The sequence below is a fragment of the Pseudomonas sp. FGI182 genome (genome assembly GCF_000511325.1).
In the GTDB taxonomy this organism is placed as follows: Bacteria; Pseudomonadota; Gammaproteobacteria; order Pseudomonadales; family Pseudomonadaceae; genus Aquipseudomonas; species Aquipseudomonas putida_Z.
Window position 1 is genome coordinate 1043052 of the sequence record NZ_CP007012.1, and the last position, 13725, is coordinate 1056776.

14 protein-coding genes are annotated in these 13725 nt (G+C 62.9%); 5 read left to right on the top strand and 9 right to left on the bottom strand.

Annotation, left to right across the window (positions count from 1 at the left end):
• The first annotated feature begins 64 nt into the window (after nt 1-64).
• Entirely contained in the window at nt 65-550 is a 486-nt protein-coding gene (locus tag C163_RS04730; protein WP_025337833.1) for a nuclear transport factor 2 family protein, read from the top strand.
• Here the strand turns inward: C163_RS04730 and C163_RS04735 are convergent.
• Complete coding sequence (locus C163_RS04735) at nt 529-1401, bottom strand: hypothetical protein (protein ID WP_025337834.1); 873 nt, start codon at nt 1399-1401, stop codon at nt 529-531. The two genes, C163_RS04730 and C163_RS04735, sit on opposite strands and share 22 nt — an antisense overlap.
• Nucleotides 1402-1438: 37 nt before the next feature.
• Between C163_RS04735 and C163_RS04740 the strand changes: the two genes are divergently transcribed.
• Complete coding sequence (locus C163_RS04740; protein WP_137164766.1) at nt 1439-1747, top strand: GIY-YIG nuclease family protein; 309 nt, start codon at nt 1439-1441, stop codon at nt 1745-1747.
• A 113-nt stretch (nt 1748-1860) separates the two neighbouring features.
• On the opposite strand, the gene yejK is transcribed toward C163_RS04740, so the two are convergent.
• Entirely contained in the window at nt 1861-2868 is a 1008-nt protein-coding gene (gene yejK / locus C163_RS04745) for a nucleoid-associated protein YejK (RefSeq protein ID WP_025337836.1), read from the bottom strand.
• A gap of 370 nt (nt 2869-3238) precedes the next feature.
• On the opposite strand from yejK, the gene C163_RS04750 reads away from it, so the two are divergent.
• Nucleotides 3239-3520: an HU family DNA-binding protein gene (locus tag C163_RS04750; RefSeq protein WP_003257928.1), complete on the top strand. Its 282-nt coding sequence runs from the start codon at nt 3239-3241 to the stop codon at nt 3518-3520.
• Nucleotides 3521-3570: 50 nt separating this feature from the next.
• Here the strand turns inward: C163_RS04750 and rlmF are convergent, their stop codons facing one another.
• The 5 genes from rlmF to C163_RS04775 all read right to left on the bottom strand — a co-directional run bounded on the left by rlmF (nt 3571) and on the right by C163_RS04775 (nt 10106).
• A complete protein-coding gene (gene rlmF / locus C163_RS04755; protein WP_025337837.1) occupies nt 3571-4524 on the bottom strand; it encodes a 23S rRNA (adenine(1618)-N(6))-methyltransferase RlmF in 954 nt (317 codons plus the stop codon).
• Nucleotides 4525-4704: 180 nt separating this feature from the next.
• On the bottom strand, nt 4705-7551 hold the full coding sequence (locus C163_RS04760) for a valine--tRNA ligase (RefSeq protein WP_013971095.1): 2847 nt from the start codon (nt 7549-7551) through the stop codon (nt 4705-4707).
• 209 nt (nt 7552-7760) lie between these two features.
• A complete protein-coding gene (locus tag C163_RS04765; protein ID WP_013971096.1) occupies nt 7761-8126 on the bottom strand; it encodes a hypothetical protein in 366 nt (121 codons plus the stop codon).
• A gap of 5 nt (nt 8127-8131) precedes the next feature.
• Nucleotides 8132-8563, bottom strand: a complete 432-nt coding sequence (locus C163_RS04770) for a DNA polymerase III subunit chi (protein ID WP_025337838.1) — start codon at nt 8561-8563, stop codon at nt 8132-8134.
• Nucleotides 8564-8612: 49 nt separating this feature from the next.
• On the bottom strand, nt 8613-10106 hold the full coding sequence (locus C163_RS04775; RefSeq protein ID WP_025337839.1) for a leucyl aminopeptidase: 1494 nt from the start codon (nt 10104-10106) through the stop codon (nt 8613-8615).
• Nucleotides 10107-10407: 301 nt separating this feature from the next.
• On the opposite strand from C163_RS04775, the gene lptF reads away from it, so the two are divergent.
• Both lptF and lptG read left to right on the top strand, forming a co-directional pair.
• On the top strand, nt 10408-11523 hold the full coding sequence (gene lptF, locus C163_RS04785; protein WP_025337841.1) for an LPS export ABC transporter permease LptF: 1116 nt from the start codon (nt 10408-10410) through the stop codon (nt 11521-11523).
• Nucleotides 11516-12577 carry an LPS export ABC transporter permease LptG gene (gene lptG, locus C163_RS04790; protein ID WP_025337842.1) on the top strand — a complete coding sequence of 354 codons (1062 nt, stop codon included), beginning with the start codon at nt 11516-11518 and terminating at the stop codon, nt 12575-12577. The genes lptF and lptG overlap by 8 nt, the downstream gene beginning before the upstream one ends.
• Nucleotides 12578-12759: 182 nt before the next feature.
• On the opposite strand, the gene C163_RS04795 is transcribed toward lptG, so the two are convergent.
• Both C163_RS04795 and C163_RS04800 read right to left on the bottom strand, forming a co-directional pair.
• The gene (locus tag C163_RS04795; protein ID WP_025337843.1) at nt 12760-13248 is read right to left on the bottom strand and encodes an RDD family protein; all 489 of its coding nucleotides are present in this window, start codon (nt 13246-13248) and stop codon (nt 12760-12762) included.
• A gap of 91 nt (nt 13249-13339) precedes the next feature.
• Complete coding sequence (locus tag C163_RS04800) at nt 13340-13552, bottom strand: cold-shock protein (RefSeq protein WP_003257941.1); 213 nt, start codon at nt 13550-13552, stop codon at nt 13340-13342.
• Nucleotides 13553-13725 lie beyond the last annotated feature (173 nt).

The window sequence follows — 13725 nt, forward strand, 5'->3', positions numbered from 1 at the left end:
TACTGGCATAAGCAACCGGGGCAGATTATCGTGCTGCTTTCATCCCAGGACGGACCAGCCCCCCATGAGCGACGCCAACCGCGACCTGATCACCCGCTTCTACCAGGCCTTCCAGCGCCTGGACGCCGAGGCCATGGTCGCCTGCTACAGCGACGATATCGTCTTCAGCGACCCGGTATTCGGCACCTTGCGTGGCAAGGATGCAGGCGACATGTGGCGAATGCTCACCAGCCGGGCCAAGGACTTCACCCTGACCTTCGACAACGTCCGCGCCGATGAACGCACAGGCGCCGCACATTGGGTGGCCACCTACCTGTTCAGCCAGACCGGCCGCATCGTGATCAACGATATCCAGGCGCGTTTCGTGATCCGTGACGGGCTGATCTGCCAGCACGATGACCACTTCGACTTGTGGCGCTGGTCGCGGCAGGCGCTGGGTGTGCCCGGCATGCTGCTGGGCTGGTCGCCGCTGGTGCAGAACAAGGTACGCCAGCAGGCGTTCAAAGGCCTGCGGGCATACCAGCATGCTCAAGGCAGCGCTACCGCCTGATCACTTTCGTGGTAGCTGAAGGTAGCGCGTTCATCGAGGTCGTTCGGTAGACGAATACGAATGACAGGTATGAATGTGCCGTTGGTCCTGTGCCAATCCTGCTGATCGGCCTGAGCTTGTTGCAATGCGCCGTAAGCGCCTTCGATATGGAAGAACGACTGGATTGGCAGCTTGCTGGATTGCTTTTCGTCCCACGCACCGATCACCACCTCGTTCCACGGGAACGGTAGTTCAGGCGCAAACAACTGTTTGGCGCGTATGCTCTGGTAGAAGGCTTCAGCTCGCTCGGGAACCCGCGCCCGGCGGATATCGAATGCGCATTGGGCCTTGTAGTCGCCGCTTTGCCGGAACCGCTCCATCCACTGCTCGGCAGTGAGTATTCCCTGTTCATGGCAGGCCGCTTCGGTTGCGGCCGTCTGCCGATTGTCGCCGCAACCTCGGTTGTCACGCTCCCAGGTATCACCGTCAGTGGGCCATGCGCATAGCATTTCATAGCGCAAGCTATCTTTTGGGCGTTGCAGCATCGGGTACAGGGTAAAACCGCTACGGCCGTCGGCAGCCAGCTGCGGGGTGGGAATGTCGCTGCGCAGGTATGAAAACGATACGCCGCCTTTGTCCTTGCTGTTCTGGCTATGATGCCAGGAATGATAACGCGGTGAAGGTTTGGTCGACCTTAGCAAGACGCCCGAACAGGCGTGGGCAGGTACCGCGTTGCCCGGGCAATGCGCGGGCGTGGAGTCGTAGTTTTTCTGCAACTGCTCGGCGGTCCGGGCGCCGATGGAGGCCTGGGCGGTGGATACGCCGGCCAATAGGGCAGCGGCAAGCAAGGTGCGGGATACTGAAGTGAGCATGATGAAGCCCTTCTGGGGTGGGCTCACCAAATTAATGATGGAAAGAGCAGGCGTCGTGAGTGAAAAAGTGCCGGATCAGGCAGTAAAACCCTGGTATGTCTACTTGGTAAGGGCTGCCAATGGATCGCTGTATTGCGGTATCAGCGATGACCCGCAGCGGCGCTTTCTGGCGCACCAGAAAGGGCAGGGCGCGCGTTACTTCAAGACCAGCCCGGCCCAGGCGCTGGTGTATGTGGAGCAATGGCCGGACAAGGGCGAGGCGTTACGCCAGGAGCGGCTGGTGAAGCGGCTGCGCAAGTCGGCGAAGGAGGCGTTGGTGGCCTCGTATCTGGTCGGTTCGGCATAAGATTGCGGGGCCCTTGTGGGAGCGGGTTTACCCGCGAAGAATTCGACGCGGTGCATGGCACCGGCTTCGCCGGTGTTCGCGGGTGAACCCGCTCCCACAGGGCCCCGGGGCCATCAGTCCTTGCGCCGCTTCAACTGATCCACCAAGGTGGTCGGAAGGCCTTTGATGATCAAGGTCCCTGCCTCCTCGTCATACTCGACCTTGTCCCCCAGCAGGTGCGCTTCGAAGCTGATCGACAACCCCTCGGCACGCCCGGTGAAACGGCGGAACTGGTTGAGGGTGCGCTTGTCTGCGGGGATTTCCGGCGACAGGCCGTAGTCCTTGTTGCGGATGTGGTCGTAGAACGCCTTGGGCCGGTCCTCGTCGATCAGGCTGGACAGCTCTTCCAGCGTGACCGGCTCGCCCAGTTTGGTCTGGGTTGTGGCGTACTCGACCAGGGTCTGGGTTTTTTCGCGGGCAGACTCTTCCGGCAGGTCTTCGCTCTCGACGAAGTCACTGAAGGCTTTGAGCAGGGTGCGGGTTTCGCCCGGGCCGTCGACGCCCTCCTGGCAGCCGATGAAGTCGCGGAAGTAGTCCGAGACCTTCTTGCCGTTCTTGCCCTTGATGAACGAAATGTACTGTTTGGAGTTCTGGTTGTTCTTCCACTCCGACAGGTTGATGCGCGCTGCCAGGTGCAACTGACCAAGGTCGAGGTGGCGCGAAGGCATCACGTCGAGCTCGGCGTTCACCGCCACGCCTTCGCTGTGGTGCAGCAGGGCGATCGCCAGGTATTCGGTCATGCCTTGCTGGTAGTGGGCAAACAGGATGTGGCCGCCGGTGGACAGGTTGGACTCTTCCATCAGCTTCTGCAGGTGCTCCACGGCCACGCGGCTGAAGGCGGTAAAGTCCTTTTCTTCGTCCAGGTACTGCTTCAGCCAGCCGCTCAGCGGGTAGGCCCCGGACTCACCGTGGAAAAAGCCCCAGGCCTTGCCTTGCTTGGCGTTGTAGCTGTCATTGAGGTCGGCCAGCAGGTTTTCGATGGCGTCGGAGGCGGCCAGTTCGCGATCGCGGGCATGCAGCACGGCGGGGCTGCCATCGGGCTTTTTGTCGATCAGGTGAACGATGCAATGACGGATTGGCATGGAATTCTCGGCGAGCTGCAAAAGTCGTCCAGTTTACCCTAGACACAAGGTGGTGCAGTGGCCGGATGTTGGCGGAAATGCCGGTTGTTCGTTTTTTGTTCAAATTTGTGCGTTTTAGGCTAAAACCCCCGAAAAACCTGCATTAAATCGAAGCGCGCAGCGGATATTTATCCGTTCCTGTGGTAGCTTTGCGCGGTCTTGCGCCCCTTGTGTGGCGCATTGCTGGCAGCGTGCTGTCGTCGTGTCGAACCAAACGTCGATTTGCGTATCTACATACGCGATTGGCGCGGCCCTCCACTTTCAGGGGCTGGCCCGATAACGTCGTAGTCCGCTGCATAACCATCGAATTTGATAGGGAAGGAACACCACCATGGCATTGACCAAAGACCAACTGATTGCCGACATCGCCGAATCGATCGCCGCGCCAAAAGCCACCGCCAAGAACGCTCTGGAGCAACTGGGCCAGATCGTTGCCGACCAGCTGGAAAACGGCGCTGAAATCACTCTGCCAGGCATCGGCAAGCTGAAAGTCGCTGAGCGTCCTGCCCGTACCGGCCGCAACCCTTCGACTGGCGCTGCCATCGAAATCGCTGCCAAGAAAGTCGTCAAGTTCGTTCCAGCCAAAGTGCTGACCGACGCCATCAACAAGTAATTGTTGAAGCTTTGACGAAACCGCGCCCGGCTTGCCCGGGCGCGGTTTTTTCATGCCTGGGTTTTACGCCCGGCGTGCCAGGCCTGGCGCGCGGCGTCGTCGTGGAAGCTCCAGGCGACCATGCGGCTCTGCTTCTGCCCTTGGCCCATTTCACTGATGCGCACGGCCTTGGCGCCCGCTTTCCTGAGCGCAGCCTCGATCCCCGGCAGGTTGCTGGCCTTGGACACCAGGCTGGTGAACCACAGTACCCGCTCGGCGTACTGCACGCTTTCGCTGACCAGTTGGCTGACAAAGCGGATTTCGCCGCCTTCGCACCACAGTTCGTTGTTCTGGCCGCCGAAGTTGAGCACCGGCAGCTTGCGCTTGGGGTCCTGCTTGCCGAGGTTCTTCCACTTGCGCTGGCTGCCGCGGGTGGCTTCGTCGCGTGAGGAATGGAAGGGCGGGTTGCACAGGGTGAGGTCGAAGCGTTCGCCCTCCTGCAGCAGGCCGCTGAGGATGTGTGCACGGTTGGCCTGCTGGCGCAGGGTGATGGCCTTGCCCAGGCCGTTGGCCTGGACGATGGCCTTGGCCGAAGCCAGGGCCACGGGGTCGATGTCCGAGCCGAGGAAGCGCCAGCGGTAGTCGCTGTGGCCCAGCAGCGGGTAGATGCAGTTGGCCCCCACGCCTATGTCCAGCGCACGCACCTGGGCGCCCTTGGGGATCTCGCCGGCATTGTCGTCGGCCAGCAGGTCGGCGGCCACGTGAATATAGTCGGCGCGGCCGGGAATCGGCGGGCACAGGTAGTCGGCGGGGATATCCCAGTGCTGGATGCCGTACTGGGCCTTCAGCAGGGCACGGTTGAACACCCGCACGGCCTCGGGGTTGGCGAAGTCGATGCTGGGTTTGCCGTGTGGGTTGGTGATGGTGAAGCGCGCCAGGTCAGGGTGGGCCTTGATCAGGCTGGGGAAGTCGTAGCGGCCCTGGTGGCGGTTGCGCGGGTGCAGGGTGGGTTTGTTCGGGGTCATGGCAGTGTCCAGCCCTATACGAGCGGTGGCTGATAGAGCCTGGGGCTGCTTTGCAGCCCTTTCGCGACACAAGGCCGCTCCTACAGGATAGCGGCGCCCTTCAGACCGGCGCCGTCCCTGTAGGAGCGGCCTTGTGTCGCGAAAGGGCCGCAAAGCGGCCCCAGCTTTTTCTCTAGTGATTTAAAGCGCTGCAATCCGCGCATGCTGCTCGGTGAAGTTGGCCAGCGCCTGTTCGGACTCGGCCAGCTTGGCGCGCTCCTTCTCGATCACGGCAGGTGGTGCCTTGTCGACGAAGGCGGCGTTGGACAGCTTGCCACCCACGCGAGCCACTTCACCCTGCAGGCGCTGGATTTCCTTGTTCAGGCGCGCCAGCTCGGCATCCTTGTCGATCAGGCCGGCCATCGGCACCAGCACTTGCAGGTCACCGACCAGGGCCGTGGCCGACAGCGGCGCTTCGTCGGCATCGCCCAGTACGGTGAACGATTCGACCTTGGCCAGCTTCTTCAGCAGGGCTTCGTTTTCCTGCAGGCGACGCTGGTCGTCGGCGTTGGCGTTCTTCAGGAACAGCGGCAGCGGCTTGCCCGGGCCGATGTTCATTTCGGCGCGGATGTTGCGCAGGCCGACCATCAGCTCCTTGAGCCACTCGATGTCGCCTTCGGCGGCAGCATCGATGCGGCTTTCATTGGCCACCGGCCATGGCTGCAGCATGATGGTCTTGCCTTCGATGCCGGCCAGCGGTGCGATGCGCTGCCAGATTTCTTCGGTGATGAACGGCATGAACGGGTGCGCCAGGCGCAGCGCCACTTCCAGCACGCGCACCAGGGTGCGGCGAGTGCCACGGGCGCGCTCGACCGGGGCGTTCTCGTCCCACAGCACCGGCTTGGACAGCTCCAGGTACCAGTCGCAGTACTGGTTCCAGATGAACTCGTACAGCGCCTGGCTGGCCAGGTCGAAGCGGAACTGCTCCAGCTGGCGGGTCACTTCGGCTTCGGTGCGCTGCAGCTGCGAGATGATCCAGCGGTCGGCCAGCGACAGCTCGTAGGCTTCGCCGTTCTGGCCGCAGTCCTCGCCCTTGTCCAGCACGTAGCGGGCGGCGTTCCAGATCTTGTTGCAGAAGTTGCGGTAGCCTTCGACGCGGCCCATGTCGAACTTGATGTCGCGGCCGGTGGAGGCCAGCGAGCAGAAGGTGAAGCGCAGGGCGTCGGTGCCGTAGCTGGCGATACCTTCGGGGAACTCGGCCTTGGTCTGCTTGGCGATCTTCTCGGCAAGCTTGGGCTGCATCATGCCGCTGGTGCGTTTTTCCAGCAGGGCGTCGAGGGTGATGCCGTCGACGATGTCCAGCGGGTCCAGCACGTTGCCCTTGGACTTGGACATCTTCTGGCCCTGGCCGTCACGTACCAGGCCGTGCACGTACACGGTCTTGAACGGTACCTGCGGGGTGCCATCCTCGTTCTTGATCAGGTGCATGGTCAGCATGATCATGCGCGCAACCCAGAAGAAGATGATGTCGAAGCCGGTCACCAGCACGTCGGTGGAGTGGAACTTCTTGAGGAACTCGGTCTGTTCCGGCCAGCCCAGGGTGGAGAAGGTCCACAGGCCCGAACTGAACCAGGTGTCGAGTACGTCGTCGTCCTGGCGCAGGACCACGTCGGCGCCCAGGTTGTGCTTGGCGCGCACTTCTTCCTCGTTGCGGCCGACATAGACCTGGCCGGCCTCGTCGTACCATGCCGGGATGCGGTGGCCCCACCACAGCTGGCGGCTGATGCACCAGTCCTGGATGTCACGCATCCAGGAGAAGTACATGTTCTCGTACTGCTTGGGCACGAACTGGATGCGGCCATCTTCCACGGCGGCGATGGCAGGTTCTGCCAGCGGCTTGGTGGAAACGTACCACTGGTCGGTCAGCCACGGCTCGATGACGGTGCCCGAACGGTCGCCTTTCGGCACTTTCAGCGCGTGGTCGTCGATGCTCACCAGCAGGCCCTGGGCATCCAGGTCGGCGACGATCTGCTTGCGCGCGACGAAGCGGTCGAGGTTGGCGTATTGGGCCGGCAGGCGGGTGTCCACCTGCTCGTTGACGCTGCCGTCGAGGTTGAAGGCCTGCGCGCTGGCCAGCACGAAGGCGTTCTTGTCGAAGATGTTCAGCAGCGGCAGGTTGTGGCGCTTGCCGACTTCGTAGTCGTTGAAGTCGTGGGCCGGGGTGATCTTCACGCAGCCGGTACCGAACTCGGGGTCGCAGTAGTCGTCGGCGATGATCGGGATGCGGCGGCCGACCAGCGGCAGTTCGACGAACTTGCCGATCAGTGCCTGGTAGCGCTCGTCGTTCGGGTTGACCGCCACGGCGGCGTCACCCAGCAGGGTTTCCGGACGGGTGGTGGCGACTACCAGGTAGTCCTTGCCTTCGGCGGTCTTGGCGCCGTCGGCCAGTGGGTAGCGCAGGTTCCACAGGTGGCCCTTCTCGTCGTGGTTTTCCACTTCGAGGTCGGAGATGGCCGTGTGCAGCTTGGTGTCCCAGTTGACCAGGCGCTTGCCACGGTAGATCAGGCCGTCTTCATGCAGGCGCACGAAGGCTTCCTTGACCGCTTCGGACAGGCCGTCGTCCATGGTGAAGCGCTCGCGGCTCCAGTCGACCGACGAGCCCAGGCGGCGGATCTGACGACTGATGTTGCCACCGGACTGGTCCTTCCATTCCCAGACCTTTTCCAGGAACTTTTCGCGGCCCAGGTCATGCCGGTTCTGGCCCTTGGCCTCGAGCTGGCGCTCGACCAGCATCTGGGTGGCGATACCGGCGTGGTCGGTGCCTGGCTGCCACAGGGTATCGCGGCCTTGCATGCGGCGGAAACGGATCAGGGCGTCCATGATCGCGTTGTTGAACCCGTGGCCCATGTGCAGGCTGCCGGTCACGTTCGGCGGCGGGATCATGATGGTGTAGGACTCGCCTGCACCTTGTGGGGCGAAATAGTTCTCGGACTCCCAGGTGTTGTACCAGGAAGTTTCGATGGCGTGCGGCTGGTAGGTCTTATCCATGCGCGGCGGGACCCTGTGCATTTATTCGGGAAAGCCGGGAAGTATAACCAAGCTGGGGGCCGCAGGCGACAAGCTGCTGCTATCTGGCAGGCAGGGACGGCCTATTCGCGGGTAAACCCGCTCCCACAGGAGCTGCGCAAGCTTTGAGACTTGCGCCGGTCCTGTGGGAGCGGGTTTACCCGCGAAGAAGGCATCGCCGAATTTCGGTTTTACTCGGAACGCTTGATCAACCGCTCGATCCGCGCATCCAGCCGGCGCTTGATCTCGTTCTCGATGTGCGGGGTGAAGTCGTTGATCACGTCCTGCATGATCATCTGCGCCGCCGCACGCAATTCGCTTTCCAGGTGCAGCAGGGTGTCCTGGCGACGAGTCTGCGGGTCATCTTCGGGTTCGGCAGCTACCGGTTCGGCCGCAGGCACATGATTGCCGGGCGCTTCTTCCAGCAGCAACGGGATCTGCTCCACCGTCTCGGTCAGCAGCGGCGGTTGCAGGTCGGCGTCGCCAAGCAACTGGCGTATCGACTCGAGGTCATCGAGCAGATGAGCGGAATCGGGCAGGGGGGAGGGCTTGTCCATCGTCGTCAAAGTCGCTGTAAGCGGTGGTCTTGCAGAGCATAGCCCTGTTCACGGTAGAAACGGAATCGTTCACGGGCCGATTGGCGGATGCCAGGCTCTTCAACGACTATTTCGGCCACCCGTTCGAACTGGCCGACGAAGGCCGGTACGCCGGCGCCCAGGTTGATCAACAGGTCGTGGTGATCGCCTGCACTGTCGGCGGCCAGGCCCAATGCCACGCTGGCATCGGCATGTACCTCCGCGAGGTCGTGGGGCACGAAGGCCTCGCCCTTGAAGCGCCACAGGCGTTGGTCCAGCTCGCTGCGCTGCTCGGCGTCCTGGCAATGCAGGTAGACCCGGTGGCCAAGGCGCCAGGCCTTTTCGCACAGCTTGCAGGCGAAATCGAGCCGCGCCGACAGCGAGTCGGTGGGCAGGATGTAGAAATCGACTTTGCTCATGGTGGTATCGCCGGCCGGTAGCGCGCGGGGCGCCACCGGCTTCATGGCGTCAGGCGCCAGCGCGGTCCAGCAGGTACTGGGTCAGCAGGGGCACAGGGCGGCCAGTGGCGCCCTTGTCCTTGCCACCGCTGACCCAGGCGGTGCCGGCGATGTCCATGTGCGCCCAGTCGTAGGCCTTGGCAAAGCGCGACAGGAAGCAGCCGGCGGTGATGGTGCCGGCCTTCGGCCCGCCGATGTTGCCCATGTCGGCGAACGGGCTGTCCAGTTGCTCCTGGTACTCATCGAACAGCGGCAGCTGCCAGGCACGGTCGTCGGCGCGCTTGCCGGCGTCGAGCAACTGGCCGACCAGGTCGTCGTTGTTGCCCATCAGGCCGGTGGTGTGGCTGCCCAGGGCGACGATGCAGGCACCGGTCAGGGTGGCGATGTCGATGACTGCCTGCGGCTTGAAGCGCTCGGCGTAGGTCAGGGTGTCGCACAGCACCAGGCGGCCTTCGGCGTCGGTGTTGAGGATTTCCACGGTCTGCCCGCTCATGGTGGTGACGATGTCACCCGGGCGGGTGGCGCCGCCGCTCGGCATGTTCTCGGCGCAGGCCAGCAGGCACACCAGGTTGACTGGCAGCTGCAACTCGAGCACTGCACGCAGGGTGCCGAGCACGCTGGCGGCACCGCACATGTCGTACTTCATTTCGTCCATGCCGGCACCAGGCTTGAGGCTGATGCCGCCGGTGTCGAAGGTAATGCCCTTGCCCACCAGCACGAACGGCTTGTCCGCCTTCTTGCCGCCCTGGTAGTTGAGCACGATCAGGCGTGGTGGCTGGTCGCTGCCCTGGCCGACGGCGTAGAACGCGCCCATGCCCAGGTCCTTGATCTTCTTCTCGTCCAGCACTTCGACTTTCAGCGCCTTGTGCGCCTTGCCCAGGTCCTTGGCCTGTTCGGCCAGGAAGCTTGGGTGGCACAGGTTGGGCGGCAGGTTGCCCAGGTCGCGGGTGAAAGCCATGCCGGTGGCGATGGCGCTGGCATGCTTGACGGCACGCTCGACCTCGGCCTGGCCGGCCTTGTCGGCCAGCAGGGTGACCTTCTTCAGGGCGCGCGGCTCGGCCTTCTGGCTCTTGAAGCGATCGAACACGTATTCGCCGTCGAGCAGGGTTTCGGCCAGCAGGCGGTACTTGCCATAGTGGGCATCGCGGTTGCTGACCGCGATGTCGTCCAGGGCCAGCACTGCGTCAGCGCCGTTCAGGCCCTTGAGCACGCCAGCGACGCTGGCGACCAGTTTGCGCCAGGCGCGGTCGCCCAGGGCTTCGTCCTTGCCGCTGCCCACCAGCAGTACGCGCTCGGCCTTCAGGCCCGCGAGGTTCTGCAGGAGCAGGGTCTGGCCCGGCTTGCCGGCCAGGTCGCCACGCTTGAGCACGGCACTGATGGCGCCCTCGCTGGCCTGGTCGACGGCCTTGGCCACGGCGCCGAGCTTGCGGTTTTCACCTACCGGGAGGACCAGGGTGGCGGTTTTTACGGATGCAGCAGCTACGCTTTTTACAACCAGTTCCATGTCAGGATCCCCGAATGATCGATACAGTCGGCGCTGTGTGTTCCAGCGCTCTGGACGGGCCTGGCCGCGTCGTCGCGCGCCAGCGGAAAAGCTGCCAGTTTGAGCCTGCGGCAAGCGTGCTGACAACCCCGTTGTGCGCCTTCATGCGCGGCGAAGTGACAGGGGCGGTCAATCACAGGATAATGCGCGCACTTTACATGGAGGTTCGCCTTTGGCGAACCGGCATTGGTCTTGGCTGTACTAAGTCATTGTCTGGCGCCATTGATTGGCAGTCCGCCCTGACAACCCAGGAGTGTCTGGTTTGATCGTCTTTCGTTATCTGTCCCGCGAGGTCCTGGTGACCTTGAGCGCCGTCAGCGCCGTGCTGCTGGTGATCATCATGAGTGGGCGCTTCATCAAGTACCTGGCCCAGGCTGCCCAGGGTGTGCTCGACCCGAGCGTGCTGTTCCTGATCATGGGCTTCCGTCTGCCGGGCTTCCTGCAGCTGATCCTGCCTCTGGGGCTGTTCCTCGGCATTCTCCTGGCGTACGGGCGCCTGTACCTGGAAAGCGAGATGACCGTGCTGTCAGCCACCGGCATGAGCCAGCAGCGCCTGCTGGGCCTGACCATGGCACCGGCCGCCCTGGTCGCCCTGCTGGTGGCCTGGCTTAGCCTGAGCCTGGCGCCGCTGGGTGTTGCCCAGGTGCAGCAGATCATCAGCCAGCAGGATGCCCTGACCGAGTTCGACACCCTGGTGCCGGGCCGCTTCCAGACCCTGCGCGACGGCTCGCGGGTGACCTACACCGAAGAGCTGTCGGACGACCGCATCAACCTGGCCGGGGTGTTCATTTCCGAGAAGCGCTTCAACCAGGACAAGACCAAGGACCGCGCCCCGTCGGTGCTGGTTGCCGAAAAAGGCCACCAGGAAATCCAGGCCGACGGCAACCGCTATCTGGTGCTGGAAAACGGTTACCGTTACGACGGCAACCCGGGCCAGGCCGATTACCGTGCAATCAAGTACGACACCTACGGCGTGCTGCTGCCCAAGCCGGAAGTCGCCGAGGAAGTGACCGATCGCGAAGCCATCCCCACTTCCGAGCTGATCGGCAAGAAAGGCCTGCGTGAGCGCGCCGAGCTGCAATGGCGGCTGTCGCTGCCGATCCTGGTGTTCATCGTCACCATGCTGGCGGTGCCGCTGTCCCGGGTCAACCCGCGCCAGGGCCGCTTCCTCAAGCTGCTGCCGGCAATTCTTCTGTACATGGCCTACCTGACAATGCTGATTTCCGTACGTGGCGCCCTCGAGAAGGGCAAACTGCCGATCGCCCTGGGCATGTGGTGGGTCCACGGCCTGTTCCTGCTGATCGGCCTGGGCCTGATGTACTGGGAGCCGCTGCGTCTCAAGCGCGCCGCCCGTCGTGCGGAGGTGGCCCATGGGTAAGCTCGACCGCTACATCGGCCAGAGCGTGCTGCTGGCCATCCTCGCCGTGCTGGGGATCATCCTCGGCCTGGCTTCGCTGTTTGCCTTCATCGACGAGATGAGCGACCTGAGTGACACCTACACGGTGATGGAGGCGGGCAACTTCGTCCTGCTGACCGCACCGCGGCGCCTGTACGAAATGCTGCCGATGGCTGCCTTGATCGGCTGCCTGATCGGCCTGGGCAGCCTGGCCAGCAGCAGCGAACTGACCATCATGCGTGCTGCCGGGGTTTCCATCGGGCGCATCGTCTGGGCGGTGATGAAGCCGATGCTGGTACTGATGCTGGTCGGCCTGCTGATCGGCGAGTACGTGGCGCCGGTGACCGAGAACAAGGCCCAGGCCGACCGTTCCCTGGCCCAGGGTGGTGGTGATGCGCAAAGCTCCAAGCGCGGCATGTGGCACCGCCAGGGCGAGGAGTACGTGCACATCAACGCCGTGCAGCCTAACGGCCTGCTGCTGGGTGTGACCCGTTACCGCTTCGACAGCGAGCGCAAGATCGTCACCTCGAGCTTCGCCCGCCGTGCACAGTACCAGGACGACCACTGGATGCTCAGCGACGTGCGCACCACCTTCTTCCGTGGCGACCACACCGAAGTGGTGACCGCGCCGCAGGAGCGCTGGGACGTTTCGCTCACGCCGCAACTGCTCAATACCGTGATCCTGGCGCCGGAGTCGCTGTCCATCACCGGGCTGTGGGACTACATCCACTACCTGTCCGACCAGGGCCTGAACAATGCCCGTTACTGGCTGGCGTTCTGGACCAAGGTGTTGCAGCCGATGGTGACCGCGGCGCTGGTGCTGATGGCCATTTCCTTCATCTTCGGCCCACTGCGTTCGGTAACCCTTGGCCAGCGCGTGTTCACTGGTGTACTGGTGGGCTTCGTGTTCCGCATCGCCCAGGACTTGTTGGGGCCTTCGAGCCAGGTGTTCGGCTTCCCGCCGCTGCTGGCGGTGGTGATCCCGGCAGGCATCTGCGCGCTGGCCGGTGTGTGGTTGTTGCGCCGGGCAGGTTGATGGCCTGAGCTGTACAAAAAAGCCGACCTCAGGGTCGGCTTTTTCATGGGTGTTCGCCTGTGCTGGCCCCTTCGCGGGTAAACCCGCTCCCACAGGAATCGCACCGGTCGTGATGCCTGTGCTGTACCTGTGGGAGCGGGTTTACCCGCGAAGAGGCCAGCACAGGCAATACAGGTCTCAGTTCATTTCTTCTGCTTCGGCACCCGCACCAGCTGGCTTTCCGAATAGATGTCATGCCAGCCCCGCTGGCGCTTGTCGATAAACACCCAGAAAAACCCCAGCCCCAAGCACAGCCACGAGGCAATCGACACCACGAAGCGCAGCAGCGCCTGCCACAGGCTGATGGCTGTGCCATCGGCGTTCTGCACCCGCACGCCCCACACCTGCATGCCCAGGGTCTGCCCGCCATGGGTCCAGAACTTGGCAAAGAAACCGAACAGGACGAACAGCAACACGGTGGACAACAGCGGGTCGCCGTCCAGTGCGCCAGCCTCGGTCAGCTCACGCATGCGGGCTTCGCCGATGATCGCCATCTGGATCATCTTGTAGGCACCGGCGGTCACGATCAGCAGCGCCGTGCACAGCAGGAAGTCGTAGAACATCGCCGCCAGGCGCCGGCCCAGGCCGACCGGCGGAAAATCACCCTGGGGTGTGAGCAGAGGCTTGGACATGCAAAACGGCTCCAGAAGACGAAGCCGCTATTCTACGGGCAAAAAAAAGCCCCTGCACTTGGCAGGGGCTTTTCTCGAAGTCGGGTTCGGCTTAGCCGGCGACCTGAACTTTGTCAGCCTGCATGCCTTTCTGGCCCTGGACTGCTTCGAAGGTGACCTTCTGGCCTTCTTTCAGGCTCTTGAAGCCGTTACCTTCGATAGCGCGGAAGTGCACGAACAGATCCGGACCGCTTTCTGGGGTGATGAAGCCGTAACCTTTTTCGTCATTGAACCACTTGACGGTACCGTTCTGACGCTCAGCCATTGTCTTATTTCCTATGAAGCTTGAATTTTGATGACAGTTTCTTTTGCAATAAAGGAAGCAAAAGATTACTGGGCTGGGTTGCAGGAAAGTAAGAGACGTCGAACGGGTTGTAGCAGATTGCGGCTACTGGCCCAGGTCACGAACTGTTGCGACCCATGCAAACACAGTGCAGT